Source organism: Tsuneonella aeria (genome assembly GCF_009827495.1).
GTDB classification, from domain to species: Bacteria; Pseudomonadota; Alphaproteobacteria; order Sphingomonadales; family Sphingomonadaceae; genus Tsuneonella; species Tsuneonella aeria.
In genome coordinates this window covers 492,104-517,735 of sequence record NZ_WTZA01000001.1, presented here as the reverse complement: position 1 = coordinate 517,735, position 25,632 = coordinate 492,104, and the positions used below count along the sequence as shown (strand labels likewise).

Below are 25,632 nucleotides of genomic sequence, written 5' to 3'. Positions count from 1 at the left end.
TGACGCGAAGACGTTTGGGCGCTAGCAGGCACCCGGCCGCTACCGCTATGAAAGCGGCGAACCCCCATTGTTCAAGGCATTCGAGGATATTTCATGGCCCTTCGGCCTTACGTCGTCGGCAACTGGAAGATGAACGGCACGCGCGCCATGCTCGCGGAAGCGCGCGCGATCGACCGGTCGGCCCAGCGCCTGATGAAAGTGGAAGTCGCTCTGGCGCCACCGTTCACCCTCATCCACGCTGTCCACAAGGAGGTGGAAGAGATTGGGGTCGGCGCGCAGGATTGCCATGCGCAGGGGGATGGTGCCTTCACGGGTGACATATCCGCCGCAATGGCCGCCGATGCAGGCGCCACGTTCACCATCCTTGGCCACAGCGAGCGCCGGCAGGGGCATGGCGAGACCGATGCGGACGTGCTTGCCAAGGCCGGCGCCGCGCTCGATGCCGGCCTCCAGCTCATCATCTGCTGCGGCGAAACCGAGAGCGTTCGCGACAGCGGCAACGCCGTTCAGGCCGTGACCGACCAGCTGCGTGCGTCGCTTCCGCAGACGCTCGAATCGGCGAGCGAGAAACTGACCGTCGCGTACGAACCGATCTGGGCGATCGGCACGGGCCGTACGCCAACCGTCGGCGACGTCGAATCGATGCACCGCGCGATCCGCGCCTTGCTGATCGACCGGTACGGCGAAACGGAAGGGGGCGCGATCCGCATCCTGTACGGTGGATCGGTCAAGCCGGAGAACGCGCGGGAATTGCTTTGGGCAGCGGAGGTCGGCGGGGCGCTGGTGGGCGGCGCGAGCCTGACCGCCGAAAGCTTCATGGGCATCGTCATGGCAGCGGTCGACCTTCAGGAAGCCTGAGCCTGGCGCTGCACTCCCCGCGCGCCCTTGTGGTTACGGTGGCCCGCGCCTAAGTGCACGGCCATATCATTCGGATTATTTCAAACATGTCGCTTTTCCTCTTTCTCCTCGTCGTCCAGGCCATCGTGGCCGCTGCGCTGGTCGGGGTCATCCTCGTCCAGCGTTCCGAAGGCGGCGGCCTGGGGATCGGCGGAAGCCCGAGCGGCATGATGAGTGCGCGTGGCGCGGCGGACTTCATGACCCGCGCCACCCGTTGGCTCGCAATCGTTTTCGTGGGCCTTTCGATCGTGCTGGCGGCCATTGCGGCGAGCACCGGGACTGGTGTGACTTCGGTAGAGTCGACTCTCGATCGCGCCGCACCCGTTCGGCAACCGGCCACTCAGCCGGCCGCGCCGCCCGCCGGGGACGACCCGCTGGCCGGCATCGCCGACTGATCCATCCGGCCTGAATCATCGCCAAGGCGGTTGTGGATTGCGGCGTAGTGCCGTGCCAATCCGCTTGCGCCACCCCCTCGCATACCTCTAAGGCCCAACTCCCATGGCGCGGTATATATTTATCACCGGCGGCGTGGTTTCCTCGCTCGGCAAGGGTTTGATGGCGGCAAGCCTCGCGGCTTTGTTGCAGGCGCGCGGCTTCCGCGTCCGGATTCGCAAGTTCGACCCGTATCTGAACGTCGATCCGGGTACGATGAGCCCGTATCAGCACGGCGAGGTTTACGTGACCGACGACGGGGCGGAAACCGATCTGGACCTCGGCCATTACGAGCGCTTTACCGGCGTCTCGGCGCACCAGGGCGACAACATCACTTCCGGTAGGATCTATCGCGACATCATCGCGAAGGAGCGGCGGGGCGATTACCTGGGCGCCACCGTCCAGGTCATTCCCCATGTGACCGATGCCATCAAGGCATTCGCCCAGGCCGAAACCGACGATCTGGACTTCATCCTGTGCGAGATAGGCGGCACGGTCGGCGACATCGAAAGCCTCCCTTTCATCGAGGCACTGCGCCAGTTGCGCAATGAACTCGGCCGGGAGAACACCTGCTTCGTCCATGTGACCCTGGTGCCCTACATCGCGGCAGCCGGCGAATTGAAGACCAAGCCGACGCAGCATTCGGTTCGCGAGATGACCGGGCTTGGCGTCCAGCCGGACATCCTTCTCTGCCGCTGCGAGAAGCCGCTGCCGGACAGCGAACGGGCAAAGATCGCGTTGTTCTGCAACGTGCGCAAGGAAGCCGTCATCCCTGCTCTGGACGCGTCGAGCATCTATGCCGTGCCGACCCAGTATCACCGCGAAGGTCTCGACAACGAAGTGCTCCGCCACTTCGGGATAGCAGCGCCGGACCCTGCGCTCGAGCGGTGGGACGATATCCTCGATCGCTACGAGAACCCCGAAGGGGAAGTGACCATCGGGGTTGTCGGCAAATATGTCGGTTTGCCGGATGCCTACAAGTCGCTCAACGAAGCGCTCGTTCACGGTGGGATGGCCAACCGTGTGAAAGTGAATATCCGTTGGATCGATGCCGAACTGTTCGAAAAGGATGACGAGGATATCGCCGCGCGGCTCGAACCTCTCCACGGCATCCTGGTGCCGGGCGGTTTTGGGGAGCGGGGCAGCGAGGGAAAGATCGCCAGCGTTCGCTTTGCCAAGGAACGGAACGTGCCCTTTTTCGGCATCTGCCTCGGCATGCAGATGGCCTGTATCGAAGGTGCCCGCGCCGCCGGTCATACCGAAGCGAGTTCGACCGAGTTCGGCCCGACGCAGGAGCCGGTCGTCGGCATCATCACCGAATGGATGAGCAAGGAAGGGCTTCAGCAGCGGAGCACCGAAGGCGACCTGGGGGGCACGATGAGGCTCGGCGCTTACGAAGCCAGCCTCTCGGGCAACAGCCACGTCAGCACGATCTACGGCGGCGCCACGTCGATCAGCGAACGGCACCGGCACCGCTACGAAGTCAACGTCGCCTACCGCGACGCGCTGGAGAGGGACGGGCTGGTATTTTCAGGCATGTCCCCCGACGGCCTGCTGCCGGAAATCGTCGAGCGGCCCGACCACCCGTGGTTCATCGGCGTCCAGTTCCACCCCGAATTGAAAAGCAAACCGTTCGATCCGCACCCATTGTTCGCGGGGTTCATCGGGGCAGCGCTGCAGCAGGCGCGCCTCGTCTAACCACGATTGCGCGGGGTTATTTTCTACAAGTCGCAGTCGGCAAACTCGATTATATCTTGCCAATGGAACAGGAGCGTCGCAAGGCTCCTGGCGAAAGTTATCTTTTGCTAAGTTTGGGGCGCAGACAGTGGGCAATCCGCCGCAGCCGCACATTGGGCAGGAGATGAGTGGCTTGGTGCGGATTTGATCGTCTTCTGCGACCCGGACGATGAGATTCGCCCAGGGCGGCGTTCGCGTCGCGGGGGCGGGCCGTAAGGTCCGCCCCCATTCTTTTACGGCTCCATGGGCGCGCGATCAGGCGGCGTCCGCGTCACCAGAGTCCTTTACGACTTCCAGCGTGGGCTGGCCGCCGACGATGATTTTCTTCGGCTTCATCGCCTCGGGCACTTCGCGCACCAGATCGATGGTCAGGAGCCCATCAGCCAGGTCGGCATTTTCCACCCGCACGAAATCCGCAAGCTCGAACCGGCGTTCGAACCCGCGATTGGCGATTCCGAGATGAAGCATTTCGCCTTGCGCGACATCGGGGCGTTTCTTGCCCTGCACCACGAGCAGGTTCTGCTGGGCAGTGATGTCGAGATCGCCGGCGCGGAATCCCGCCACGGCGATCGTGATGCGGAATTCGTCTTCCCCGCACCGCTCGATGTTGAAGGGGGGATAATTGTCAGTCGAGTTTCCGCGGCCCTGGCCTTCGAGAAGGTCGAACAGACGGTCGAAGCCGACGGTCGTGCGGCGATAGGGGGTGAAATCGAGACGTGACATTTCGCAAATCCTCCGAATGAGCAATTTGATGCAAGGCCGGCCCATTTCCTGGCGCCCGCCGATGATTGCCACCCCGCCCGACTTGCGGCACGGGGCAGCGATACCGAGATAGTCGGCACCCGGACCGCTTCAAGAGCGTTCTCCCCAGGTCGGCAATGAAGGAAAGAAGATGGCTGCCCCCGAAGTCGTGATCTACACCAAGTTCGGGTGCGGTTATTGCTATCGTGCCAAGCGCCTGCTCGATTCCAAGGGGGTATCCTATGTCGAGCATGACATCACGATGGGCGGGCCCAGGCGGGACGAAATGCTGAGCAGGGCCCCGATGGCCCGCACGGTGCCCCAGATATTCGTCGGCGACACGCACGTCGGCGGGTCCGACGATCTCCATGCAATGGAGGAAAGCGGCAAGCTCGACGCGCTGCTCGGGGCTGCGTGACACGCGTTGCCGTCCTGCAGATGACGGCCGGGATCGATCCTGCCCGGAATTGCGAGACGCTGACCCAAGCCATCGCTCAGGCGAAGGCGGGCGGGGCGGAAATGCTCTTCACGCCCGAGATGTCGCTCCTGCTCGACCGCGACCGCCGGCGTGCCGCGGACGCGATCGACAGGGAAGAGGACAGCCGCTGGCTGAACGCGCTGCGCGGTGCCGCGCGCGACCATCGCATGTTCGTGGCGCTGGGGTCGATGGCCGTGCTGCGCGACGATGGGATGCTTGCCAATCGATCTATGGTGATCTCTTCCGCCGGCGAAATCGTCGCGCGGTATGACAAGATACACATGTTCGACGTCGACCTGGCCACTGGCGAAAGCTGGCGTGAGTCCGCGGCATACGCGCCAGGGCACTCCGTCGTCGCGCTGGATGATACCCCGGTCGGCAGGCTCGGCCTGTCGGTGTGCTATGACATTCGTTTTCCCGCCCTGTTCGACGCGCTTGGCCGCCGTCAATGTGACGTCATCGCGATTCCGGCCGCGTTCACCGCCACTACGGGGGCGGCGCACTGGCACCTGCTCCAGCGCGCCCGCGCCGTGGAAGCCACCTGCTGGGTCGTCGCCGCCGCTCAAGTGGGGGAACACGAAGATGGCCGCCATACCTACGGGCACAGCCTGGTCATCGATCCGTGGGGCCAGATCGTGCTCGACATGGGCGGTGATGGCCCCGACCTGGGCTTTGCGGACATCGACGATGGCCGTACAAGCGATGTCCGGCGTCAGCTTCCCAGCCTTGCCAACAAGATGCCGATTGAAGAACTATCATGATCGTGTTTGATCTCGCCTGCGCCAACGGGCACCGCTTTGAAGCGTGGTTCGGATCTTCGCGGAGTTTTGCGGAACAGGCAGATCGCGGGTTGGTGTCGTGCCCGGAATGCGGCAACACCGCGGTGACAAAGGCGCCCATGGCCCCCGCCGTCGCCCCCAAGGGGAACGCGCGAAGCAATCCGGCAGAAGGCCGCGATCGGATCAACGCGGTCTCGCCCGAAGTCGCGAACGCGATGAAGGCGCTGGCCGCAGCGCAGCGGGAAGCGCTGAAGAACAGCACATGGGTCGGGTCCAGCTTCGCGGACGTGTCGCGCGCGATGCATTACGGGGAGCGGGATCACGCGACGATCCATGGGCAGGCGACGCCCCAGGAAGCGCAGGCGCTCCACGATGAAGGCGTGCCGGTCTTGCCCTTGCCCTTTCCCGTGACGCCGCCCCACAAACTCAACTGATTGCCAGCGCGCGGCGCGGCGCTTAGAGCCGCTGGCGGCGCGCCCGTAGCTCAGCAGGATAGAGCATCAGATTCCTAATCTGGGGGCCACAGGTTCGAATCCTGTCGGGCGCACCACTGTTCTGCCAGTCTTTGCGGCACGAACGCCGCTTGCTAGGCCTCCGGCATGAACGAACGCGAAGACTTGTCCGACATTCGCCGTGCGGTGCGGGCGCTGTGCGCAGAATTCCCCGGCACATACTGGCGGGCCAAGGACCGCGACCGCGCCTATCCCGGCGAATTCGTCGATGCCCTGACGCAGGCCGGGTTTCTCGCCGCGCTGATCCCGGCGGAATTCGGCGGAAGCGGCCTGAAACTCGATGCCGCCGCCGTCATCATGGAAGAGATCCAGGCTGCCGGGTGCAACGGCGCCAGCGCCCACGCGCAGATGTACATCATGAACACCTTGCTGCGATACGGCAGCGCGGACCAGAAGGCGCGCTACCTTCCCGGGATCGCAAGCGGCGAACTGCGCCTGCAGGCATTCGGGGTTTCGGAACCGGCCAGCGGGACGGACACTCTCTCGCTCAAGACGCGCGCCATGCGCGATGGCGATCACTACGTGGTCAACGGGCAGAAGATCTGGACCAGCCGGGCTGAACATTCCGATCTCATGCTCCTCCTCGCCCGCACGACACCGCGGGAGGAGGCGGAGAGCCGGACAATGGGCCTGAGCCTCTTCCTCGTCGATATGCGCGAGGCCATCGGCAACGGGCTGACGATCAAGCCCATCCGCACCCTGATGAACCATTCGACGACGGAGGTGTTCTTCGACGACCTGCGCATTCCGACCAGCGCGCTGATCGGGGAGGAAGGCAAGGGATTCCGCTATATCCTGTCCGGAATGAATGCAGAGAGAATTCTCATTGCAGCCGAATGCGTCGGCGATGCCAAGTGGTTCATCGAAAAGGCGACCGCCTATGCCAAGGATCGCAAGGTGTTCGACCGACCGATCGGCCAGAACCAGGGTGTCCAGTTCCCGATCGCGCGCGCCTATGCCCAGATGCGGGCTGCGGAGTTGATGGTTCATCACGCGGCGCAGGCCTACGACGCCGGCGGCAATCCCGGGGCCGAGGCGAACATGGCCAAGCTGCTGGCAAGCGAAGCGAGCTGGGCAGCGGCGGACATGTGCGTGCAGACCTTCGGCGGCTTTGGCTTCGCCGAGGAATACGATGTCGAACGCAAGTTTCGCGAAGCGCGGCTGTACATGGTGGCACCGATCAGCACGAACCTGATCTTGAGCTACCTGGCCGAACACGTGCTGGGCCTGCCGCGCAGCTATTGAGCCTCCCACCCGCGTTCGAGCATCTCGCGTTCCTCGTCTGCGTCAAGGAAGCGGGCCGCCGGCCTCGCCCGTATCGCATCGGCAATCGCGCGTTCCACCGCGGCGAACTTGCGCGGGTCATTCGCCGCGATATCCGCGCCATCGCGCTGAACCGCGAGATGCCATCCACCGGCCCGTCGGCAGGCTATTCCGGAAAGGTCCGAACGGATGAACGCCCGGCATGGCGTTTCCCGATCGTCCGCAAATGTGGAAATCACGCGGGTCGGGTGCCCTGCGGATTGCGCCGCGGTCTGGGTTTCGAGAGCGTGCGCCAGATCGCCTGCCGCGAAGGTAAGCCCGTTTCTCTGCTCGACGATCGCAGGCAGGAAAAACCCCTGGGACGCGACCAGCACGGCGCCCATCGCCACCGCCAGGATGGCCCAGCGCACGCCGCGCCCCGCGACGACTCGCTTGCGCCGGCTGGCGTGTTGCGGGATTTGCGGTTCGGCCAAGGGCATGGTGCACTCCAATAAACCGTGCGCCATTCCTGGCAATTCACCCACACACTGCGGTCATTGGCAGGGAGAACGGGAATTGCCGGGGCTTTCTGCCCTGTTGCCCGACAAAGCGCTTGAACGAAAAGGTTAACTGTGATTCTAACCGTTTCGTGACACGGGAAGGCCACACCATCGTATCGCCGAAGGAGCGCATGACCCAGGGCATCGCGCTGGCGGTGCTGCTGGTGCTGGGCGGCCTGGCGATCGCCGGGCCGAGCGGACTGCTTGCCTGGGGCGAGAACCTTCGCCTGCTCGACCAGCGCCGCGCGACCATCGCCACCCTCTCGCACGAGCGAGACGAGCTTAAGGTCCAGGTCAACGCGCTCAACCCTTCCAACGCCGATCCCGACCTGGTGGGCGAGCTGCTGCGCAAGGATCTCAACGTCGTCCACCCCGACGAGGTCGTCATCCTGCTGGACAAGCCTGCCGACTGACTTCGCGTCGCTTGCCCGGCGATCCGGCGGGTTCGGTTTCCCCTACGGCAATTTCATCGGCGCGTGGATTGCACGCGTGCGGACCTTGGGCCATAGGCCGGGGGCTCCTTCGCCACCTCCCCGGCGAGACAATTGACACGAGGATGAGCACTTTGGCCAAATCAGCCAGCAAGGATCCCACGGGATCCGCGAAAGCATCGGCTAAATCGGCAGACGACATCGATTTCGCTCTGCGGTCGTTGCAGGAGGCGCATGCGAAGGCGCCGCGTTTCGCGCCGAGCGATGAACAACTGCTGGATTTCTACGAGCAGATGCTGTTGATCCGCCGGTTCGAGGAGCGTGCCGGCCAGCTGTACGGACTGGGCCTGATCGGCGGGTTCTGCCACCTCTACATCGGGCAGGAAGCCGTCGCGGTCGGCCTGCAATCGGCGCTGACCGAGGGGCTGGACAGCGTCATCACGGGCTATCGCGACCACGGCCACATGCTGGCCTATGGCATCGACCCCAAGGTCATCATGGCCGAGCTGACCGGCCGTGAAGCCGGGATCAGCAAGGGCAAGGGCGGGTCGATGCACATGTTTTCGACCGAGCACCGCTTCTACGGCGGGCACGGGATCGTCGGCGCGCAGGTCGCGCTCGGCGGTGGACTTGCGCTGGCGCACCAGTACCGCGGGGACGGCGGGCTCTGCCTGGCGTACTTCGGCGACGGGGCGGCCAACCAGGGCCAGGTGTACGAGACGATGAACATGGCATCGCTGTGGAAGTTGCCGATCGTCTTCGCGATCGAGAACAACCAGTACGCCATGGGGACCAGCACTGCACGGTCGAGCGCGGAGACGGAGTTCTATCGGCGCGGCACCGCGTTCCGTATTCCCGGCATGGACGTCAACGGCATGGACGTGCTGGAAGTCCGGCAGGCGGCGGAGCTTGCCTTTGCCCACGTGCGGGGCGGCAATGGCCCCGTCCTGATGGAACTGAACACCTACCGGTATCGTGGGCATTCCATGTCCGACCCTGCGAAGTATCGCACGCGCGAAGAAGTGCAGGACCAGCGCGAACACAACGATCCGATCGAGCGCGCGCGCAAGGAACTGCTGGAGCGCGGCCGGAGCGAGGACGAATTGAAGGAACTCGACAAGCGCATCCGTGCCCAGGTGGCCGAGAGCGCCGACTTCGCCGAGAACTCGCCGGAGCCCGATCCGCGCGAACTGTACACCGATGTGCTGGTGGAGTCGTACTGATGGCAATCGAACTCAGGATGCCCGCCCTGTCCCCGACGATGGAGGAAGGCACGCTCGCGCGTTGGCTCGTCAAGGAAGGCGACAGCGTATCCGCCGGCGATGTCCTCGCGGAGATTGAAACCGACAAGGCGACGATGGAATTCGAAGCGGTCGACGAAGGCACGATCGGCAAGATCATGATTCCGGAAGGTACGGAGAACGTGAAGGTGGGCGAGGTGATCGCGACGATGGCGGGCGATGAAGCCACCGGTAGCGACAGCGCGCCGAAACCCGCTGCCGAGGCGACGCCCGCGGAAAACCCTGCAAACGCGCAGAAGGCGGATGAATCCGGTGCGCCTGCGGCCAAGGCCCCGGAAGGCGGCGCCGCACAGCTCGCCAGCGACGCGAGGCCGGCCGCCGATCCCGCCATTCCGGCGGGCACCGCGATGAAGACGGTGACGGTGCGCGAGGCGCTGCGCGATGCGATGGCCGAGGAGATGCGGTCTGACGAGCGCGTTTTCGTGATGGGCGAAGAGGTTGCCCAGTACCAGGGCGCCTACAAGGTGACGCAAGGCTTGCTCGACGAATTCGGCCCCAGGCGCGTGATCGACACGCCGATCACCGAATACGGTTTCGCCGGCGTCGGCGCAGGTGCAGCGATGGGCGGGCTGCGTCCGATCGTGGAATTCATGACGTTCAACTTCGCCATGCAGGCGATCGATCACATCATCAACTCGGCGGCCAAGACCAACTATATGTCGGGCGGCCAGATGCGCTGCCCGATCGTGTTCCGCGGGCCCAACGGCGCGGCCAGCCGTGTTGCCGCGCAGCACAGCCAGAACTTCGCGCCGTGGTATGCCAGTGTCCCGGGTCTCGTGGTGATCGCGCCTTACGACGCGGGGGACGCGAAGGGCCTGCTGAAAGCCGCCATTCGCAGCGAAGACCCGGTAGTCTTCCTGGAGAACGAGCTCGTTTATGGCCGCAGCTTCGACATCCCCGATCTCGACGACCACGTCCTGCCTATCGGCAAGGCGCGTGTCGTGCGGGAAGGCAAGGACGTGACGATCGTCACCTACTCGATCGGCGTAGGGCTGTCGCTCGATGCGGCCGAGGCCCTTGCAGAGGAGGGCATCGAGGCGGAAGTCATCGACCTGCGCACCCTGCGCCCGCTCGACAAGCAAACCGTGCTGGCCAGCCTTGCCAAGACCAACCGCATGATCGTGGCCGAAGAAGGCTGGCCGACATGCTCGATCGCATCGGAAATCATCGCGATCGCGATGACCGAAGGGTTCGACGATCTCGACGCGCCCGTCCTGCGGGTGTGCGACGAGGACGTTCCGCTGCCTTATGCGGCTAACCTGGAAAAACTCGCCCTGATCGATGCCCCGCGCATTGCCGATGCGGCGCGCAAGGTGTGCTACAGGGAAGGCTGATCACGCAACGTCGAGGGCGGTGGGGGCATCCCCGCCGCCAAGCGCTCAGGGGGTCACGGCCTTCACGTTTGCGTCGTAAAGATAGATGTCGCGCCCGTAGCGGATGGTCAGAATGGCCGGGTCCACGAACGGCATGAATTCCGGGGGGGTGTAGGCGATGTCCAGCCGGAGCTGGCGCACTCCGTCCACCTGCGTGGGCTTGTCCGTCACCTTGGGGACGAACGTGCCAGCGCCCAGTTGATACTTCGCGCCGGCGGCAAGAGTGTCCGCCTTGGTGGCGATGGAATCGTTCGTGATCTTGTTGCCCCGCTGGTATTCGACCATCGCGAACCTTGCGACATCGTTGGTGATATTCCGGACTGCATTGTAGTTCTGCATCCAGAAGCCGGTCTGCACCGCCCCCAGCAACATCGAGATGAGCACGGGAAATATCATCGCGAATTCGACGAGGGACGCGCCGCTCCTGTCGCGGATCAGGGAAGGGAACACGGCGCGCATCACCCGACCTGCACCGTCCGCACGACGTTGTAATTGAACGGCGTTCCCAGTCCGAAACTCGTCCAGGTGGGGGTGTACCTGCCCTTGAACGTCGTCTGGACGAAGGCATAGACCTGCTGGCCCGAGCTGCACGCCGTGCTGCTGTCGACGAATGTCGATGCGTTGCCGCACCTCCATTTCGCCTCGAGGACGATATCGGCGGGCGCTATACCGGTCGATGTCGCCAGCAACTCCTTGAGCTTGGTGGAGCTCACTCCGTCGCCGGCCGCGGCAGCGAGCACGATCGCCTCCGCCTCGCTGGCAGCGCTCTGCAATTCCTGCTGTTTCTGGACCATCGTGCCCATCTCGAAAGCGCCCACCGCCATCATGGCGAGCACGGGCGCGACCAGGGCGGTTTCGATCACCGCAGTGCCGCGCGCGCAGCCTGCAATCTGGGAAAGGGCCTTGATCATGAGATCAGCCGGACCCCGGGCTTCGCTTCGAGCGCCTGGGTCTCTTCCTGCGAGCACAGGGTGTAGAGGTAGGCTCCGCCCGTCACGTTCAGGGTGTATGAGGTGATCTGGAAGCAGACGCCGTCGGCGGCCTGCGCATTGCCGTTCACCTTGATGTTGCCCTTGGGCAGATGCAGCTTGCCCTGGATATGCATGTTGGCATTCCCGTTGACCACGTGATCGGTTTCCGTTTCCGTGTCGTCGGCGATGATCAGGATGTTTTCGTACTTCCGCGCGAAGGTGTCCGAATACCCGAGCTCGATCAGCTTGGAGTATGTCGGCGGCGTCAGGTTGAGGCTGCTTTTGATGGTTCCCCCGCCGCCCGTGTCGTTGGCGCCGCTGCCGCCCATCTTGAGCACCGCGCCGTCGAGCAGCACGAACATGACGCCGTAACCCGCGACCACCGCGTTGTGCGTCAGGTCGAGCTCCGTTTTGACGTAGTAGATCCCGGGGGCGAAGGTGGTGTTGCACCCGATCTTGATCCCGCCGTCGTAAACGCCGGGCTGGAGCGCGAGCGTCCCCTTCTTGACGTTCTTGCAATCGACCGACCGCGGCGGCTCGGTGGCGGGGGGTTCCGGCCCGAACAGTTCATTTACGTAGTTGCCGATCGAGCTGTCGAGCACGAGCTGCCCTGTAAAGCCCGGCGGGAGGTCCACGGCGTCGTTGTTGCAGGCGGTAATCGTCGCGATCTCGATCGTGGCGTTGTCGCCGATGTTGATCGCGCCCGGTTCGCACGAGATCGCGATAACCCCGCAGTTGGCGATCACGGTCGCGCCGTTACCCACCTGGAACGTGCCCGCGGCATCCTTGCGAAGGGTTCGCAGGCACGCCTTGTGAACGGTGCCGGCGGCGTAGGCGGCCTCGGACGATACGGCGATGCGCGTCCCGCCGGTCATGAGCAGGCGCGAGAACGGCAGGGTGACCGTGGCCGATGCGGCGACAGTGACGGAATTGTTCGTGCCGCCCTGGAAATTGCCGCGACCGACCGTGGGAGAAACCGTCCCGGCATAGCGGGTGGTCATGCCCAGGTTGTTGGCGAATTCCCGCGCCGCCCGGCCCGTGTACGTGCTCCCGCTGTCCTTGTAGGCCAGGGTCCATGCCCCGGCGATCGCGCCCTGGTCCGCGGCGTGCTGCATTTCGCGCTGGATCATGTACCACTGGGCGGTATCGACGCTGTATCCGGCGGCGCCGACGAGGGCAGGGAGGGCGACCGCCGTCAGCATCATCGCATTGCCCGATCGGCAGCGCGCCAGTCGATTCATCAGGTGGTGGAGCTTTCCTGCCATGATCATCCCGCGCGCAGTTTCCTACGGCGGCCGATACGCGAAGATAGGTAAGGAACCGGTGAAGTCGGATGGTTAACGGTTTCTCACCGGACGGCGGGCCGCTGCCGCCCCTGCCGGCGGAGCGCGAGATCGCGATCGCCTTCACGCCGGCCGCCTGGCGCCCCCTGTTGAACGCACTGCACCGCCTCGATGCCAGGCTGGGGCAGGTCGTGTCACGATCGCGCGAGCCTCTCCTCGCGCAAGTCGGCCTCGCCTGGTGGAGGGATCGCCTGACCGAGGATTGCGACGCCTGGCCCCGCGCGGACCCGTTGCTGACGCTCGTCGCCACCACCTGGGGCGCCCGGTCCGCCGCACTTGTGCCGCTGGTGGACGGCTGGGAGAATCTGGTCGGCGAGGGCGCGCTTGCCGCCGAAGCGATCTCCGCGTTCGCCGAAGGGAGGGGGCAGGCCTTCGCCAATTTCGGGGAGCTGGCCGGGGCGCGCGATCGGCACGCCATCGCGGCGGCAGGGCGCCGATGGGCACTCGCCGATCTGGGGAAGCGGACGTCGAGCGATGCCGAACGCGCTATGGCGCGCGAGCTGGCGAAACAGATTGCTCCGACACCGTCGCTTCCACGACAATTGCGCGGCCTTGCGGTGCTCGACAGGCTCGCTCAGCGGGCCGTGAAGCGTGACGGCGCGCTGCTTCCGGATCGCGCCGCGGCCCTGCTTGCCTGGCGGGTTGGCATGTTCGGTCGATAGGATTACTGCCGGGGCAGGGTGGCAAGAGGGGTCGTTTGTGAACCGGTTGGTGTTGGGCGGTTTCATCGCGCTCGTCCTCGTGGCGATCGGGATGTTCTGGTGGCAGGGACGCGCCGCGGTCGAACAGGGCGCGCCACCGCCGATCCCCGATGCCGTGCAGCCCGCACCCGATGCCTTGCCATCGGCAGATCCCGGCGCCATGCGCGGACCGGCCCCACCGGAAGCGACCGAACTGACCCGCGAAGAGCAGCGCTTCTTCCGCTATGACCGCAACCGCGATCGCCGCATCACGCGCAACGAGATGCTTTCGAGCCGCACGGAGGCGTTCCGGAAACTCGATAAGGACCGCAACAACCTGCTCGATTTCGAGGAATGGGCGGTTGCGACCGCAAGGCGGTTCGATGGCGCCGACGGCAACCGCGACCGGGAACTCGACATGGCGGAATTCCTGACGACGGCGCCCAAACCCGCGCCGCGCAAGCCGGCCTGCCGCTGCTAGGCCGGCACCGCTGCCCGGGCTGAGAGCCAGGCGCCAAGGTCCGTCTTCGCCCGTTCTGTGTAGGCTTCCTTGCGCGCCTTTTTCGGCACGTCGGGCAATGGCGGGAAAAGTCCGAAGTTGATGTTCATCGGCTGGTAGGTCTCCGCCTCCGCATCACCGGTGATATGCGACAAAAGGGCCCCAAGCGCCGTTGTCCTCGGCGGCGCCTGCCATGCTTCGCCGCGCAGTTCGGCCGCCGTCATCAGCCCGGTGACAAGACCGATCGCGGCGCTTTCTACATAGCCTTCGCAGCCCGTGATTTGCCCGGCGAAGCGGATATGTTCCGCCCCCCGCAGGCGCAGTTGACGGTCGAGAACGAGGGGAGAGTTGAGGAACGTGTTGCGGTGAAGGCCGCCAAGCCTTGCGAACTCTGCGTTCTCCAGCCCGGGAATCGTCCGGAACAGACGAACCTGTTCGGCGTGTTTCAACTTCGTCTGGAAGCCGACCATGTTCCACAGCGTGCCAAGCTTGTTGTCCTGCCGCAACTGAACCACGGCATGGGCCCAGCGCCCGGCGGGATGTTCCGGAGTGGCGGTATGAGGATTGTCGAGGCCCACCGGCTTCATCGGACCGAAGCGCAGCGTCTCGCGGCCGCGCTCGGCCATGACTTCGATCGGCATGCATCCATCGAAATAGGGCGTGTCGGATTCCCAGTCGCGGAAGGCTACCTTCTCTCCTTCCAGCAGCCCGTCCACGAATGCTTCGTACTGGGCTTTGTCGAGGGGGCAATTGATGTAATCCTTGCCGCCCTTGTCCCATCGGGCAGCCATCCAGGCGACGCTCATGTCGATGCTGTCGCGGTGAACGATTGGGGCGATGGCATCGAAGAATGCAAGGCTGTCCTGCCCCGTCGCGGCGCCGATGTCCTGCGCAAGGGAGGCGGCGGTGAGGGGGCCAGTGGCGACGATGGTCGGGCCGGTCGCGGGCAGGGTATCGACCCGCTCGCGCACGATCTCGACTGTCGGCAGGGCGGCCAGTTCGCGCTCCACGGCAGCCGAAAAGACGTCGCGATCAACCGCCATGGCGGAGCCTGCGGGTACGCGCGCCAGCTCCCCGGCGCGCATGACGAGGCTGTCGAGACGGCGCATTTCGTGGTGCAGCAAGCCGACCGCGTTCTTCTCATCGTCGTCGGAGCGAAAGCTGTTGGAGCAGACCAGCTCGGCCAGTCCGTCGCCCTGGTGCGCAGGCGTCGTGTCGCCGGCTCCACGCATTTCGCTAAGGCGAACCCGGACGCCGCGCCGTGCGAGCTGCCAGGCCGCTTCGCTTCCGGCGAGCCCGCCGCCGATAATATGAACCTGATGCATGGCCGCGCGTTAGCTTCTCGGTCCCACGCTGACGAGGAATTTTGCGTCCCTGCCCCGCCGTGCGCGAGGGCGGGCCGCATCGCCAATCGGCTCGACTTCATCCCCAGCTCACGGCAGGGGCGTGAAAAAGGGGGAGACCATGGCGAAGCGCGCACTGATTGATCACCGGCTCTGGCTGCTCGCGGGGATGGCCATGGCCATCGCCTTCTGGACCATGGATGGCAGCGCGGGGATACCCGCGCTTCGCGTTGCCCTGAAGGGCGGATCGGTTGCCGTCCTCGCCATCTATGCGTGGCTTCGCGGTCGCACGGGCGACGCGACGATGATCGGGATCGTCATGGCGATCGGCGCTGCGGGGGATGTCGGCATGGAACTGAACGTGATCGCGGGCGGCGCGCTGTTCGCCGCTTCGCATATCGTCGCAATCGCGCTTTACAGACGTAACCGCCGGCCGGCGCCGACCGGCTCGCAGATCGCGGCGGCGGGTGCATTGCTGCTTGGCGTGCCGCTTGGAGCCTGGGCCCTGACTCACGATCCGATGCCCGTGATTTATGCAGTCGTGCTGGGGGCGATGGCCGGGGCTGCTTGGCTCAGCCGGTTCAGCCGCTACACGGTCGGGATCGGGGCGCTGCTGTTCGTCGCGAGCGACATGTTCATTTTCGCGCGGCTCGGCGGCGTGCTCGACGAGAGCGTGACGAGTTGGCTCGTCTGGCCGCTATACTACGGAGCCCAGTTGATGATCTGCACCGGGGTGGTCCGCGCCAGTTCGCCGAACCACCGCGGCTGAAGATCAGGCGCCCGGTTCACCTTCCATGTCGGCATCGCTCTGCGGTGTCGTATCGGGCCGGGTTTCCTCGGCGGAGCGGCCGACCATTTCTTCCGCGATGGCCTCTTCCGCAGCGGTCTCCGGCCCTTCTTCCTCGTCCAGGCGAACGGCCGAGACGATGTGCTCGTTATCGGCCACGTTGAACAGGCGCACGCCGGCGCTGGCCCGGCCGATGACGCGCATGGAAGCCAGGCCGATGCGGATCAGCTTGGCCTGGTCGGTGACCAGCATCAACTGGTCCGAACGGGTGGCGGTGAAGCTCGCCACGACGGTGCCGTTGCGGGCGATGTTGTCGATATTCGTGATACCCTGGCCGCCGCGCCCGGTGCGCCGGTATTCGTATGCGGAGGTCATCTTGCCGTAACCGTTGGCGCAGATCGTCAGGATAAATTGTTCGCGCTCCGCCATCTCCGCGAACCGTTCCGCGGAAATGGCCGGCTCGCCATCACGCTCCGCCTTCCACGGCGCGAATCGGAGATAGGCCTCGCGTTCTTCCCCTTCGGTGCCGACGCGGTGCAGGATCGACAGCGACACCACTTCGTCACCAGGGGCAAGCCGCATGCCGCGCACGCCGGTGCTGGTGCGGCTCTGGAATTCGCGCACGTCATCGCCGGCGAAACGGATCGCCTTGCCCTGTCGGGTGGCGAGGAGGACATCGTCGCTGCCGTCCAGCAGGGCCACGCCGATCAGGCGGTCTGCGCTGCCGTCATCGAAACGCATGGCATACTTGCCGTTGGTGGGGATGTTCGCGAACGCATCCATGCTGTTGCGGCGGACATTGCCCAGCGCGGTCGCGAAGACCACGTTTAGCGCGCCCCAGGTGCTTTCGTCTTCCGGCAGAGGGAGAACGGCGGCGATCGACTCGCCGTCGTCGAGCGCCGGAAGCAGGTTCACGATCGGACGGCCGCGCGTCGCCGGGCCACCTTCGGGAAGGCGCCATACCTTCAGGCGATAGACCTTCCCGGCCGTGGAGAAGAACAGCACGGGATTGTGCGTGCTGGTGACGAACATGTTCGACACCGCATCCTCGTCCTTCGTGGCCATGCCGGCGCGACCCTTGCCGCCGCGGTGCTGCGCGCGGAACGTGGAGAGCGGGGTGCGCTTGATGTAACCGTCGAGGGTGACGGTCACGACCATTTCGTCCCGTTCGATCAGGTCCTCGTCATCGAGGCCGTCCCAGGCCGGGGCGATCTCCGACAAACGCGGCGTGGCGTAGAGGTCGCGGACTTCGATGAGTTCGCCGCGCATCACTTCGTACAGGCGCCCCCGGTCCGCCAGGATCGCCAGGTAGCCGGCGATCGCTTCCGCCAGGCTCTTGAGTTCGTCACCGATCTCGTCCCGTCCCAAGGCCGTCAGGCGGTGGAGGCGCAGGTCGAGAATCGCCTTCACCTGGCGTTCGGACAGGCGATATGTGCCGCTCGACTGGTCCGCGTCGGGCTCGATCGCCTCAACCAGCGCAATGTATTGCGCGATGTCGCCAATCGGCCATTCCCTGGCGAGCAGGCTGGCCCGCGCCGCGCCGGGGTTTGCCGAACCGCGGATCGTCGCGACCACTTCGTCCATGTTGGTCACCGCGACCACCAGGCCGAGCAGGATGTGGGCCCGTTCGCGGGCCTTCAGCAGTTCGTACTTGGTCCGCCGGGTGATCACCTCCTCGCGGAAGGTGATGAACGCCTGCAGGATGTCCTTGAGGCCCAGCGTTTCCGGGCGCCCGCCGCGGATGGCGAGCATGTTGGCAGGGAAGCTCGCCTGCGCCGGGGTGTGCCGCCATATCTGGTTGAGCACCACTTCCGGCGTAGCGTCACGCTTCAAGTCCACGACGACGCGGACGCCCTGGCGATTGGATTCGTCGCGAATGTCCGCAATGCCTTCGATCCGCTTGTCCTTGGCGGCATCGGCGATCTTTTCCACCAGTCCGGATTTTCCGACCTGGTAGGGGATGGATGTGAACACGATCGACTGTCGATCGCCGCGCCCGGTTTCGATCGTGTGGCGCGCCCGCATCAGGATCGATCCGCGCCCGGTCATGTAGGCGTTGCGGGCACCAGACTGACCCAGGATGAGCGGGGCAGTGGGGAAATCGGGGCCAGGGATGATCGCCATTAGGTCTTCGGCGGACATCAGCGGGTCGTCGATCAGCGCAAGGCACCCGTCGATCACCTCGCCCAGGTTGTGGGGCGGGATATTGGTCGCCATGCCCACCGCGATACCGCCGGCGCCGTTGACCAGCAGATTGGGGAAACGCGCCGGCAGCACGGACGGTTCTTTCCGCGAACCGTCGTAGTTGTCGACGAAATCGACCGTGTCCTTGTCGAGATCGTCGAGCAGGCTGTTGGTGACCCGGGCCAGCCGCGCCTCGGTGTAACGCATCGACGCGGCGGGATCGGGGTCCATCGACCCGAAGTTCCCCTGGCCGTCGATAAGCGGCACGCGCAGCGACCACGGCTGCACCATGCGTGCCAGCGCATCGTAGATCGCGCTGTCGCCGTGGGGGTGATAGTTGCCCATCACGTCGCCGACGATTTTGGCGCTCTTGCGGTAGGGCCGGCCGGCGACGAAACCGCCTTCGTTGCTGGCGAACAGGATGCGGCGATGGACCGGCTTCAACCCGTCGCGCACGTCGGGGAGGGCGCGGCTCACGATCACGCTCATCGCGTAATCGAGGTAGCTGGTCTTCATCTCGTCGACGATGTCGATCCGGGAGAATTCTTCCGGCGCGGCCGGCGGGGCGCTGGTCTGGGTATCGTCGCTCAAGGTTCTGTTTTTCTCTTGGCGCGCACGAAGGCGCTGCTGTGGGCAAAAGCCTAGGGGAAGGGGGCGGGAACCGCCAGTTCGCACGGCGTCCGGGAGCGGCTGCTGGCCGCCTTTTCCACATAAGATTGAGCAGCGCCCGCCGCAAGCGCTGAGCGGCGGCTGACAGGGCTGTTCAAAGCCGGTTCACGGCCGGAACGGCAGATGCGATTGCAATGTCGCACACCGCGCGCCACTAGCGCCGGCAAGCGGCACCAATGCCGCCGTCACCGGTTGCATTTTCCACTCAAGGGAGACCACTCGATGTCCGTATTCAACCTGACCGGCGCTGCCTCGCGCCTGGGCCTGGCCGTTGCGCTTGCCGCAGGCACTGCGACCGTCTTCGCCGGGCCCGCTTACGCCCAGAAGAAGGATGCGAAAGCGCAGGCTGCGCCGAAGGCCAACTATTCGAAGGGCTTCGTCGGCGTCTACCAGCCGTTCGCCAAGAAGCTCGACGCAGGTGGCGATCTCAACCCGCTCAAGGCGGAGTTGCCGGCCATAGCCGCGGCAGCGCAGACCGCGGACGACAAGTTCGCCATCGGCCAGGTGACTTACAGCATCGGCGCCAAGACGAGCGACCCCGCTCTCCAGCGTCAGGGCCTGGCGATGATGATCGACAGCGGCAGCGCCCAGATCGGGTCCGACCGCGGCAAGCTGGCGTATGCCACCGCACAGCTGGCGTACCAGGCGAAGGATTGGGCCACGGTGCAGGCCCGCGCCCAGCAGGCGATCGACGCGAATTATGGTGACGACGCCGCGATCCTCCTGTCCGAATCGTACTTTGCGCAGGATCAGATCCCCGGCGGTCTTGCCGTGCTCGACAAGGCTATCGCAGCGAAGGTCGCAGCCGGGCAGCCCGTGCCGGAAGCGTGGCTGAAGCGGGCCGTGTCCGTTGCATACCAGGCGAAGCTTGACGGCGAGGCGACGAAGTTCGCTAACCTCTTCGCGCAATATTATCCCTCGGCGACGAGCTGGGGCGACGCGATCGCGATTCAGCGCAACCTCAACGACTACGAACCGCAGGCCCTGCTCGACCTGATGCGCCTCGCCAATCGGGCGAACGCGCTGCGCAGCGAACGCGACTATGTCGATTACATCGGTGCGGTCGATGCGCGGCGGTTCCCGGGCGAAACGCAGAAGATCATCGCGCAGGGGATCGCTGCCGGCCACCTGAAGGCGAACGACGTGTTCGTGGCGGAAGCCAACTCGGTTTCATCCAGCCGCCTGAAGGCGGACCAGGCCGACCTTCCGGGCCTTGCCCGTGACGCTCGCCTGCCCGGTGCCACGCTGGCCACGCTGATGGCCGCGGGTGACGCGTTCCTCAGCTATGGTCAGGCCGCGGAGGCGGAAGAGTTCTACACCCGCGCGCTGACCAAGCCCGGTGCCGATACGGCGCGCATGCTCACCCGGCTCGGAATCGCGCAGCTCGACCAGGGCAAGCGTGACGCCGCGATCGCCACGTTCGCCAAGGTGGACGGCGTGCGGAAGCCGATTGCGGCCCTGTGGACGATCTACGCCCGGCAGGGCGCCCCCGCTGCGCAATAACCAGCGCCGCCAGAATAACTCTGAAAGAAGGGCGCGCCTGTTCGCAGGTGCGCCCTTTTTTTTTATTGCGAAAGCAATCGTCAGCGCAGGCGCTTGACCCACAACTGGCCATCGTCGCGGCGCTCGACCCGAAAGTTGCCCAGGCTGCGGAACATGGCCGACAGGCTGTTGAACCCATAGTTTCGCACGTCGAAGCTGGACCGGTTGCCGGCGATCTGGCCCACCTGCTGCACGCGTGCCCAACCTTCGTCGTCGCGTTTCGCCTCTTTGTAGGCGGCGCCGATGAGGTCCATCAGCTCGGTATCGGCGGCGACCGTCTCGGCCGATCCTTCGGCGGCCGTATTCGCTTCGTTGGCCGCCGTTTTCATCAACTGGTCAATATCGATGAACCGGGTGCAGACCGACTTGAACGACTGCGGGGTGCGCGCGCTGCCGAAGCCGTATACGACGATCCCGTCCTGCCGCAGCCGGGTGACAAGCGGCGTGAAGTCGCTGTCGCTGCTCATGATGCCGAATCCATCGACCTTGCCCTGGTAAAGCAGGTCGATGGCATCGATCGTCATCGCCATGTCGGTGGCGTTCTTGCCTTTCGACACGTCGAACTGCTGCTGCGGGCGGATGCCGAAGCGGTTCGTGATTGTGTCCCACTTCGCGAGGCCCTGCTTGGCGAAATTGCCATAGGCGCGGCGGATGTTGACCTGGCCCAGCTCGGCCATGACAGTCAGCACCGGATCGATCGCGGTCGGCGTGACGTTGTCCGCGTCGATCAGCAGCGCGATGTTGGTAAGGTTCTGGTTGTTTTCCATGGCCCGCGTGATGGGCTTCTCTCCCGGATTACGCAACCGGGAGGAATTCCCCGCTAGGCTCGTCCAGCAGGTGGAGCACGCCGTCGGAAATGGCGAAGAATGCACCGCGCAGGCGCAGCTTGCCGCGCTGCTCGAGCTCGCTCACGCAAGGGAAAGTGCGCAAGTTCGCCAGGCTGACCTTGACCCCGGCCTGTTCCATCGCCCGTTCGGCCGCCCGGCCCTCGGTGCCGTGTTCGGCGGCAACGGCATCGCGCGCCTCGTCCAGCAAATCGATCCAGTCGGCGATGAAGCCGCCCTGGCCCGGTTCCGTTCCCTGCATCGACTGGGTCAGCGCCGCCTTGCACCCGCCGCACATGCCGTGGCCCATGACCACGATCTCATGCACCCGCAGGAACTGCACCGCGAACTCGAGCGCGGCCGACACGCCGTGATGCCCGGGCGTCGTTTCGAACGGGGGGACCATCGCGGCGACGTTGCGGACGACGAAAATCTCCCCGGGCGCCACGTCGAATATCTGCGACGGATCGACCCGGCTGTCGGAACAGGCGATGACCATCACCCGGGGTTCCTGCCCCTCGCTGAGGGCGGACCAGCGGTCGCGCCGGCTGCCCCATCCATGCTGGCGGAAACGGCGGTATCCGTCGATGAGCCCGGCAAGCGCGGGCGATGTTTCGGTGGTCATGGCGCGCGGCGTTGCCGCACCGGCGGGCGCCTGACAACCCCCGGAGCGCACTCGCCGTGCCGGGCATTGCCTCTGTCGGGCCTGCGTCCTAAGTGGGCGCGCATGAATGATCTCGCGTCCGCTCCGCTTGCCGCACCCCGGCCCGAACGCCAGCGCAAGCCCGACTGGATCCGCGTGAAGGCGCCAGTCAGCAAGGGCTACCACGAAACGCGCCAGCTGATGCGCGATCTCTCCCTTAACACGGTCTGCGAAGAAGCCGCCTGCCCCAACATCGGGGAATGCTGGACCAAGAAGCACGCCACCGTGATGATCCTGGGCGACGTGTGCACGCGTGCCTGCGCATTCTGCAACGTGAAGACGGGGATGCCGCGCACGGTCGATCCGCTGGAGCCGGAGCATGTCGCCGCCGCCGCCGCGAAGATGGGCCTGCAGCACATCGTCATAACCAGCGTCGATCGGGATGATTTGCCCGATGGCGGGGCGGGCCAGTTCGTGAAAGTCATTGCCGCCCTCCGGCGCGAAACGCCGCAGACGACGATTGAAATTCTCACCCCCGACTTCCGCAACAAGATGCGTCCGGCGGTGGAGGCCATCTGCGAGGCCGGGCCCGACGTCTATAATCACAACCTCGAAACGGTGCCGCGGCTCTATCCCACGATCCGGCCCGGTGCGCGTTACTACGCCTCGCTCCGCTTGCTGGAGGAGGTGAAGACCCATGATCCGCTGATCTTCACCAAGAGCGGGATCATGCTGGGCCTCGGCGAACAGCGCCTGGAGGTGCATCAGGTCATGGACGACATGCGCTGCGCCGATGTCGATTTCATCACCATGGGCCAGTACCTGCAGCCAACCCCGCGCCACGCGAAGGTGGAGGACTTCGTCGCCCCCAAGGTGTTCGATGCTTATGGCGCGATCGCGCGCGCCAAGGGGTTTCTTCAGGTTGCCGCAAGCCCGCTCACGCGATCCAGCTATCACGCGGGGGACGACTTTGCGGAAATGAAGGCCGCCCGCGAGGCGCGCCTTGCCCGCACGGCGCCCGCTGCCTGAAGCTGCCGCCGCGATGCCCGGGATCCAGGAAGTCCGCACGATGCCTTACACGGCCGAACAGATGTTCGACTTGGTGGCGGACGTTGCCCGTTATCCGGAATTTCTGCCCTGGGTTGTCGCCACCCGCGTAACGTCCGACAGCCCGACAGCCATGGTCGCCGACATGCTCGTCGGCTTCAAGGCCCTGCGCGAAAAGTTCACGTCGCGTGTCACGAAGGATCGCCCTCGCGAAATAACCGTTCACTACGTCGACGGGCCCCTCCGCGATCTCGACAACCGGTGGCAGTTTCGCCCGCTTGCCGGCGGCGGGTGCGAGGTGGACTTCTGCGTGGAGTTCACATTCCGCAACGCCGTGTTCGAAGCGCTCGCCGGTCAATATTTCGACCGCGCATTCCGCAAGATGGTAACCGCGTTCGAAGAACGCGCGGCCGCGCTTTACGGAAGTAGCAGTTCCAGCGCGACGAGCGTGGCCTGACGGCGCACCTCGCTCCGGCTGCCGCCGTCGAAGTGCCGCATCTCGCCCTCGGGCTCCCCATCGTCGCCACGGCGCGCGCGGGCGAAAACGACCGTGCCCACTGGTTTTGACGGACTGCCGCCGTCGGGCCCCGCAATGCCGCTGATCGCAACCGCGACATCGGCGTTGGAGTTCTTGAGCGCCCCTTGCGCCATGGCCCAGACACACGCGATCGAGACTGCGCCGAATGTCTCGATGATCTCGTTCGGGACATCGAGATCTTCGCGCTTCGCCTCGTTCGAATAGGTCACGAAGCCGCGATCGAGAACGGCGGACGATCCGGGAATCTCCGTCAATGCAGCCGCGACGAGCCCGCCGGTGCAGCTCTCGGCAGTTGCCACGCGCCTGCCATGCCTTGCGTTTTCTCCGACCACGCGGAGCGCAAGGGCGACGATCTCTGGCGGGAGCAGGTCGCTCACGACTGGGCCGGGCACATTGCCAGGTTCCTGGGCTTGATCATGGCCAGCACGAAGGCGATCATCGCCCCGCTGTCGCGCGGCGCCAGGGCGGAAGCAATCTGCATCCCGCGCTCGACGTTGGCGCATTCCGCCGGCTTTATCGATTCGCCGATCTTCTGGGCGATGATCGCATCGACGAGCGGGCGCACGGACTCGTCGGGCAGTGCCGCGAACATCGCGGCGGGACCAGTGGATTGCGCCCCGGTCGCCTGACTGCCGATCACGCGGAGAACGCCCGCCTTCGCCGTGGGCCAGGTTTCCGCTTGTAGGGCGGCGTACCTGGCGGCGAAGGCATTGCCCCGGGTCGCGAGGAAGCCGTTCGATGACAGGCGGTTCGCGCACTTGGCTCGCACGCCTTCGACTGCGGCAGGGACCGAGTAGATCGCGATCTGCGCGACCTCCCGTTCCGTCAGGCATGGTTTTGCCTGCGCCATGGCCTGGGAGGGGAGGAGCGCGGCAAGCGCCACGACGGTGAATGTGCGAAGCGCGCTGTTCATTGAATGTCTCATGCGTTGCGGAATACCATCGCGACCGCTTCGGCGGCGATGCCTTCGCCGCGACCGGTGAAACCCAGTCGCTCCGTGGTCGTCGCTTTGACGTTTACCGCGCCTTCATCGATCCCGGCAAGCGCGGCAATGCGCGTCTTCATCGCGTGGCGGTGTGGGCCGATCCTCGGCGCTTCGCAGATAAGCGTGACGTCGATATTGCCGACCCGATAGCCAGCCTCCGCCACCAGCGACAACGCGTGCTCCACGAAGCGAGAGGACGGCGCACCTTCCCAGCGCGCGTCGCTCGGCGGAAAGTGCTGGCCGATGTCTCCGGCACCGACGGCACCAAGCAAGGCATCGACCACGGCGTGGAGGCCGACATCGGCATCGCTGTGGCCCGCAAGTCCGAGATGATGATCGACCTTGACGCCGCACAGCCACAGGTCCTCGCCGGGGTCCAGCCGGTGCACGTCATAGCCCGAACCGACCCGCCATGCGGGACTGTCTTCCATGAAATCCTCCGCAAAAGTGACCTTGTGCAGCGCTTCGTCGCCCGCGACCATCGCGATGGCACCGCCCGCGGCGCGCAGCACCTGGGCGTCGTCTCCTGCATCGGGCGGGCCCTGCCAGGACGCGTGAGCAGCGCGAATGTCCGCGACGCGAAAGGCTTGCGGCGTCTGGACACGCCGCAGGCTTGCGCGGTCGGCACTTGCGTCCATCAGGCCGTCACGTTCGGTGGCCAGGCTGTCTATGACGGGGAGGACCGGGATCGCCCCCGGATGATCGGCCAGCGCTTCGAGCAGACGCACGAGCACGGCGGAGGGGATCCGCGGGCGTGCCGCATCGTGGATCAGCACACGCTCCGCCAGGGGCAGGGCGCTCAGGGCCCGCGATACGGACTGCTGCCGGGTCGCGCCCCCGGTCACGAATGTCACCGCCAGGCCGTCGAGCGCCGCGGCAGCAAGGTCCGCGCCGGACGCGGGAATGGCGACGATCACCTCGTCGGCTCCGGCGGCGAGCAATGCTTCAACCGAGTGGCGCACCAGAGGCTTGCCGCGCCACCGCGCGAATTGCTTGGGCACCGGTTGGCCGGCGCGCGATCCTTGCCCGGCAGCAACGACGATGGCTGAGAAGGGGGGCAGTGCAGGGGGCATCGCACGGGCGCTACCGCCTTG

28 protein-coding genes and 1 tRNA gene are annotated in these 25,632 nt (G+C 65.4%); 17 read left to right on the top strand and 12 right to left on the bottom strand.

Annotation, left to right across the window (positions count from 1 at the left end):
* Positions 1-93 precede the first annotated feature (93 nt).
* The 3 genes from tpiA (at position 94) to GRI40_RS02500 (ending at position 3,027) form a co-directional block, all read left to right on the top strand.
* Positions 94-858 carry a triose-phosphate isomerase gene (gene tpiA, locus GRI40_RS02510; protein WP_160609879.1) on the top strand — a complete coding sequence of 255 codons (765 nt, stop codon included), beginning with the start codon at positions 94-96 and terminating at the stop codon, positions 856-858.
* Positions 859-944: 86 nt separating this feature from the next.
* The gene (gene secG, locus GRI40_RS02505; RefSeq protein ID WP_160609878.1) at positions 945-1,292 is read left to right on the top strand and encodes a preprotein translocase subunit SecG; all 348 of its coding nucleotides are present in this window, start codon (positions 945-947) and stop codon (positions 1,290-1,292) included.
* 103 nt (positions 1,293-1,395) lie between these two features.
* Positions 1,396-3,027, top strand: a complete 1,632-nt coding sequence (locus GRI40_RS02500; protein WP_160609877.1) for a CTP synthase — start codon at positions 1,396-1,398, stop codon at positions 3,025-3,027.
* 294 nt (positions 3,028-3,321) lie between these two features.
* Here GRI40_RS02500 and GRI40_RS02495 read toward each other — a convergent pair whose 3' ends face one another.
* Positions 3,322-3,789, bottom strand: a complete 468-nt coding sequence (locus GRI40_RS02495) for an Hsp20 family protein (protein ID WP_202390121.1) — start codon at positions 3,787-3,789, stop codon at positions 3,322-3,324.
* Positions 3,790-3,958: 169 nt separating this feature from the next.
* On the opposite strand from GRI40_RS02495, the gene grxC reads away from it, so the two are divergent.
* From grxC to GRI40_RS02470, 5 genes are all read left to right on the top strand, one after another.
* Positions 3,959-4,225, top strand: a complete 267-nt coding sequence (gene grxC / locus GRI40_RS02490) for a glutaredoxin 3 (RefSeq protein ID WP_160609876.1) — start codon at positions 3,959-3,961, stop codon at positions 4,223-4,225.
* The gene (locus GRI40_RS02485; RefSeq protein WP_160609875.1) at positions 4,222-5,046 is read left to right on the top strand and encodes a nitrilase-related carbon-nitrogen hydrolase; all 825 of its coding nucleotides are present in this window, start codon (positions 4,222-4,224) and stop codon (positions 5,044-5,046) included. The genes grxC and GRI40_RS02485 overlap by 4 nt, the downstream gene beginning before the upstream one ends.
* Positions 5,043-5,498, top strand: a complete 456-nt coding sequence (locus tag GRI40_RS02480) for a DUF1178 family protein (protein WP_160609874.1) — start codon at positions 5,043-5,045, stop codon at positions 5,496-5,498. The genes GRI40_RS02485 and GRI40_RS02480 overlap by 4 nt, the downstream gene beginning before the upstream one ends.
* A 39-nt stretch (positions 5,499-5,537) precedes the next feature.
* A tRNA-Arg gene (locus GRI40_RS02475) sits at positions 5,538-5,614 on the top strand.
* 49 nt (positions 5,615-5,663) lie between these two features.
* Positions 5,664-6,821: an acyl-CoA dehydrogenase family protein gene (locus tag GRI40_RS02470; protein ID WP_160609873.1), complete on the top strand. Its 1,158-nt coding sequence runs from the start codon at positions 5,664-5,666 to the stop codon at positions 6,819-6,821.
* Here the strand turns inward: GRI40_RS02470 and GRI40_RS02465 are convergent.
* On the bottom strand, positions 6,815-7,318 hold the full coding sequence (locus tag GRI40_RS02465; protein ID WP_160609872.1) for a hypothetical protein: 504 nt from the start codon (positions 7,316-7,318) through the stop codon (positions 6,815-6,817). The two genes, GRI40_RS02470 and GRI40_RS02465, sit on opposite strands and share 7 nt — an antisense overlap.
* Before the next feature lie 149 nt (positions 7,319-7,467).
* Between GRI40_RS02465 and GRI40_RS02460 the strand changes: the two genes are divergently transcribed.
* The 3 genes from GRI40_RS02460 to GRI40_RS02450 all read left to right on the top strand — a co-directional run bounded on the left by GRI40_RS02460 (position 7,468) and on the right by GRI40_RS02450 (position 10,444).
* Positions 7,468-7,791 carry an FtsB family cell division protein gene (locus GRI40_RS02460; protein WP_337190473.1) on the top strand — a complete coding sequence of 108 codons (324 nt, stop codon included), beginning with the start codon at positions 7,468-7,470 and terminating at the stop codon, positions 7,789-7,791.
* Between the two features lie 143 nt (positions 7,792-7,934).
* Positions 7,935-9,032, top strand: a complete 1,098-nt coding sequence (gene pdhA / locus GRI40_RS02455) for a pyruvate dehydrogenase (acetyl-transferring) E1 component subunit alpha (RefSeq protein ID WP_160609871.1) — start codon at positions 7,935-7,937, stop codon at positions 9,030-9,032.
* Positions 9,032-10,444: a pyruvate dehydrogenase complex E1 component subunit beta gene (locus GRI40_RS02450; protein WP_160609870.1), complete on the top strand. Its 1,413-nt coding sequence runs from the start codon at positions 9,032-9,034 to the stop codon at positions 10,442-10,444. The genes pdhA and GRI40_RS02450 overlap by 1 nt, the downstream gene beginning before the upstream one ends.
* A 45-nt stretch (positions 10,445-10,489) precedes the next feature.
* Here GRI40_RS02450 and GRI40_RS02445 read toward each other — a convergent pair whose 3' ends face one another.
* Genes GRI40_RS02445 through GRI40_RS02435 form a run of 3 tightly spaced genes read right to left on the bottom strand, consistent with a single transcriptional unit; the run spans position 10,490 to position 12,725 of the window.
* Positions 10,490-10,942, bottom strand: a complete 453-nt coding sequence (locus GRI40_RS02445) for a TadE/TadG family type IV pilus assembly protein (RefSeq protein ID WP_160609869.1) — start codon at positions 10,940-10,942, stop codon at positions 10,490-10,492.
* Entirely contained in the window at positions 10,942-11,346 is a 405-nt protein-coding gene (locus GRI40_RS02440; RefSeq protein ID WP_160609868.1) for a TadE/TadG family type IV pilus assembly protein, read from the bottom strand. The genes GRI40_RS02445 and GRI40_RS02440 overlap by 1 nt, the downstream gene beginning before the upstream one ends.
* A gap of 44 nt (positions 11,347-11,390) precedes the next feature.
* On the bottom strand, positions 11,391-12,725 hold the full coding sequence (locus tag GRI40_RS02435; RefSeq protein ID WP_160609867.1) for a pilus assembly protein TadG-related protein: 1,335 nt from the start codon (positions 12,723-12,725) through the stop codon (positions 11,391-11,393).
* A gap of 62 nt (positions 12,726-12,787) precedes the next feature.
* Between GRI40_RS02435 and GRI40_RS02430 the strand changes: the two genes are divergently transcribed.
* Together GRI40_RS02430 and GRI40_RS02425 are read left to right on the top strand one after the other, a co-directional pair.
* Positions 12,788-13,459 (top strand): hypothetical protein, encoded by a 672-nt coding sequence (locus GRI40_RS02430; protein WP_160609866.1) that lies wholly within the window; start codon positions 12,788-12,790, stop codon positions 13,457-13,459.
* 37 nt (positions 13,460-13,496) lie between these two features.
* Positions 13,497-13,958 carry a hypothetical protein gene (locus GRI40_RS02425; RefSeq protein ID WP_160609865.1) on the top strand — a complete coding sequence of 154 codons (462 nt, stop codon included), beginning with the start codon at positions 13,497-13,499 and terminating at the stop codon, positions 13,956-13,958.
* Here GRI40_RS02425 and trmFO read toward each other — a convergent pair.
* Positions 13,955-15,301, bottom strand: coding sequence for a methylenetetrahydrofolate--tRNA-(uracil(54)-C(5))-methyltransferase (FADH(2)-oxidizing) TrmFO (gene trmFO / locus GRI40_RS02420; RefSeq protein ID WP_160609864.1), 1,347 nt, complete (start codon positions 15,299-15,301; stop codon positions 13,955-13,957). The genes GRI40_RS02425 and trmFO overlap by 4 nt on opposite strands.
* 139 nt (positions 15,302-15,440) lie before the next feature.
* Between trmFO and GRI40_RS02415 the strand changes: the two genes are divergently transcribed.
* On the top strand, positions 15,441-16,088 hold the full coding sequence (locus GRI40_RS02415; RefSeq protein WP_160609863.1) for a lysoplasmalogenase family protein: 648 nt from the start codon (positions 15,441-15,443) through the stop codon (positions 16,086-16,088).
* A gap of 3 nt (positions 16,089-16,091) precedes the next feature.
* On the opposite strand, the gene gyrA is transcribed toward GRI40_RS02415, so the two are convergent.
* A complete protein-coding gene (gene gyrA, locus GRI40_RS02410) occupies positions 16,092-18,881 on the bottom strand; it encodes a DNA gyrase subunit A (RefSeq protein ID WP_160609862.1) in 2,790 nt (929 codons plus the stop codon).
* A gap of 300 nt (positions 18,882-19,181) precedes the next feature.
* On the opposite strand from gyrA, the gene GRI40_RS02405 reads away from it, so the two are divergent.
* On the top strand, positions 19,182-20,462 hold the full coding sequence (locus GRI40_RS02405) for a hypothetical protein (RefSeq protein WP_160609861.1): 1,281 nt from the start codon (positions 19,182-19,184) through the stop codon (positions 20,460-20,462).
* Positions 20,463-20,542: 80 nt separating this feature from the next.
* Here the strand turns inward: GRI40_RS02405 and GRI40_RS02400 are convergent, their stop codons facing one another.
* Together GRI40_RS02400 and GRI40_RS02395 are read right to left on the bottom strand one after the other, a co-directional pair.
* On the bottom strand, positions 20,543-21,268 hold the full coding sequence (locus GRI40_RS02400) for an NYN domain-containing protein (RefSeq protein ID WP_160609860.1): 726 nt from the start codon (positions 21,266-21,268) through the stop codon (positions 20,543-20,545).
* A gap of 28 nt (positions 21,269-21,296) precedes the next feature.
* Complete coding sequence (locus GRI40_RS02395) at positions 21,297-21,950, bottom strand: carbonic anhydrase (RefSeq protein ID WP_160609859.1); 654 nt, start codon at positions 21,948-21,950, stop codon at positions 21,297-21,299.
* A gap of 102 nt (positions 21,951-22,052) precedes the next feature.
* Between GRI40_RS02395 and lipA the strand changes: the two genes are divergently transcribed.
* Positions 22,053-22,997 carry a lipoyl synthase gene (lipA, locus tag GRI40_RS02390; RefSeq protein ID WP_160609858.1) on the top strand — a complete coding sequence of 315 codons (945 nt, stop codon included), beginning with the start codon at positions 22,053-22,055 and terminating at the stop codon, positions 22,995-22,997.
* 13 nt (positions 22,998-23,010) lie between these two features.
* On the top strand, positions 23,011-23,472 hold the full coding sequence (locus GRI40_RS02385; protein ID WP_160609857.1) for a type II toxin-antitoxin system RatA family toxin: 462 nt from the start codon (positions 23,011-23,013) through the stop codon (positions 23,470-23,472).
* Here GRI40_RS02385 and GRI40_RS02380 read toward each other — a convergent pair.
* The 3 genes from GRI40_RS02380 to GRI40_RS02375 are packed head-to-tail and all read right to left on the bottom strand — an operon-like array spanning position 23,433 to position 25,611.
* A complete protein-coding gene (locus GRI40_RS02380; RefSeq protein ID WP_337190472.1) occupies positions 23,433-23,930 on the bottom strand; it encodes a CinA family protein in 498 nt (165 codons plus the stop codon). The two genes, GRI40_RS02385 and GRI40_RS02380, sit on opposite strands and share 40 nt — an antisense overlap.
* Positions 23,927-24,466, bottom strand: a complete 540-nt coding sequence (locus tag GRI40_RS13785; RefSeq protein ID WP_237488976.1) for a hypothetical protein — start codon at positions 24,464-24,466, stop codon at positions 23,927-23,929. Before GRI40_RS13785 ends, GRI40_RS02380 begins: the two co-directional genes overlap by 4 nt.
* An 8-nt stretch (positions 24,467-24,474) precedes the next feature.
* Entirely contained in the window at positions 24,475-25,611 is a 1,137-nt protein-coding gene (locus GRI40_RS02375) for a bifunctional 2-C-methyl-D-erythritol 4-phosphate cytidylyltransferase/2-C-methyl-D-erythritol 2,4-cyclodiphosphate synthase (RefSeq protein ID WP_160609855.1), read from the bottom strand.
* Positions 25,612-25,632 lie beyond the last annotated feature (21 nt).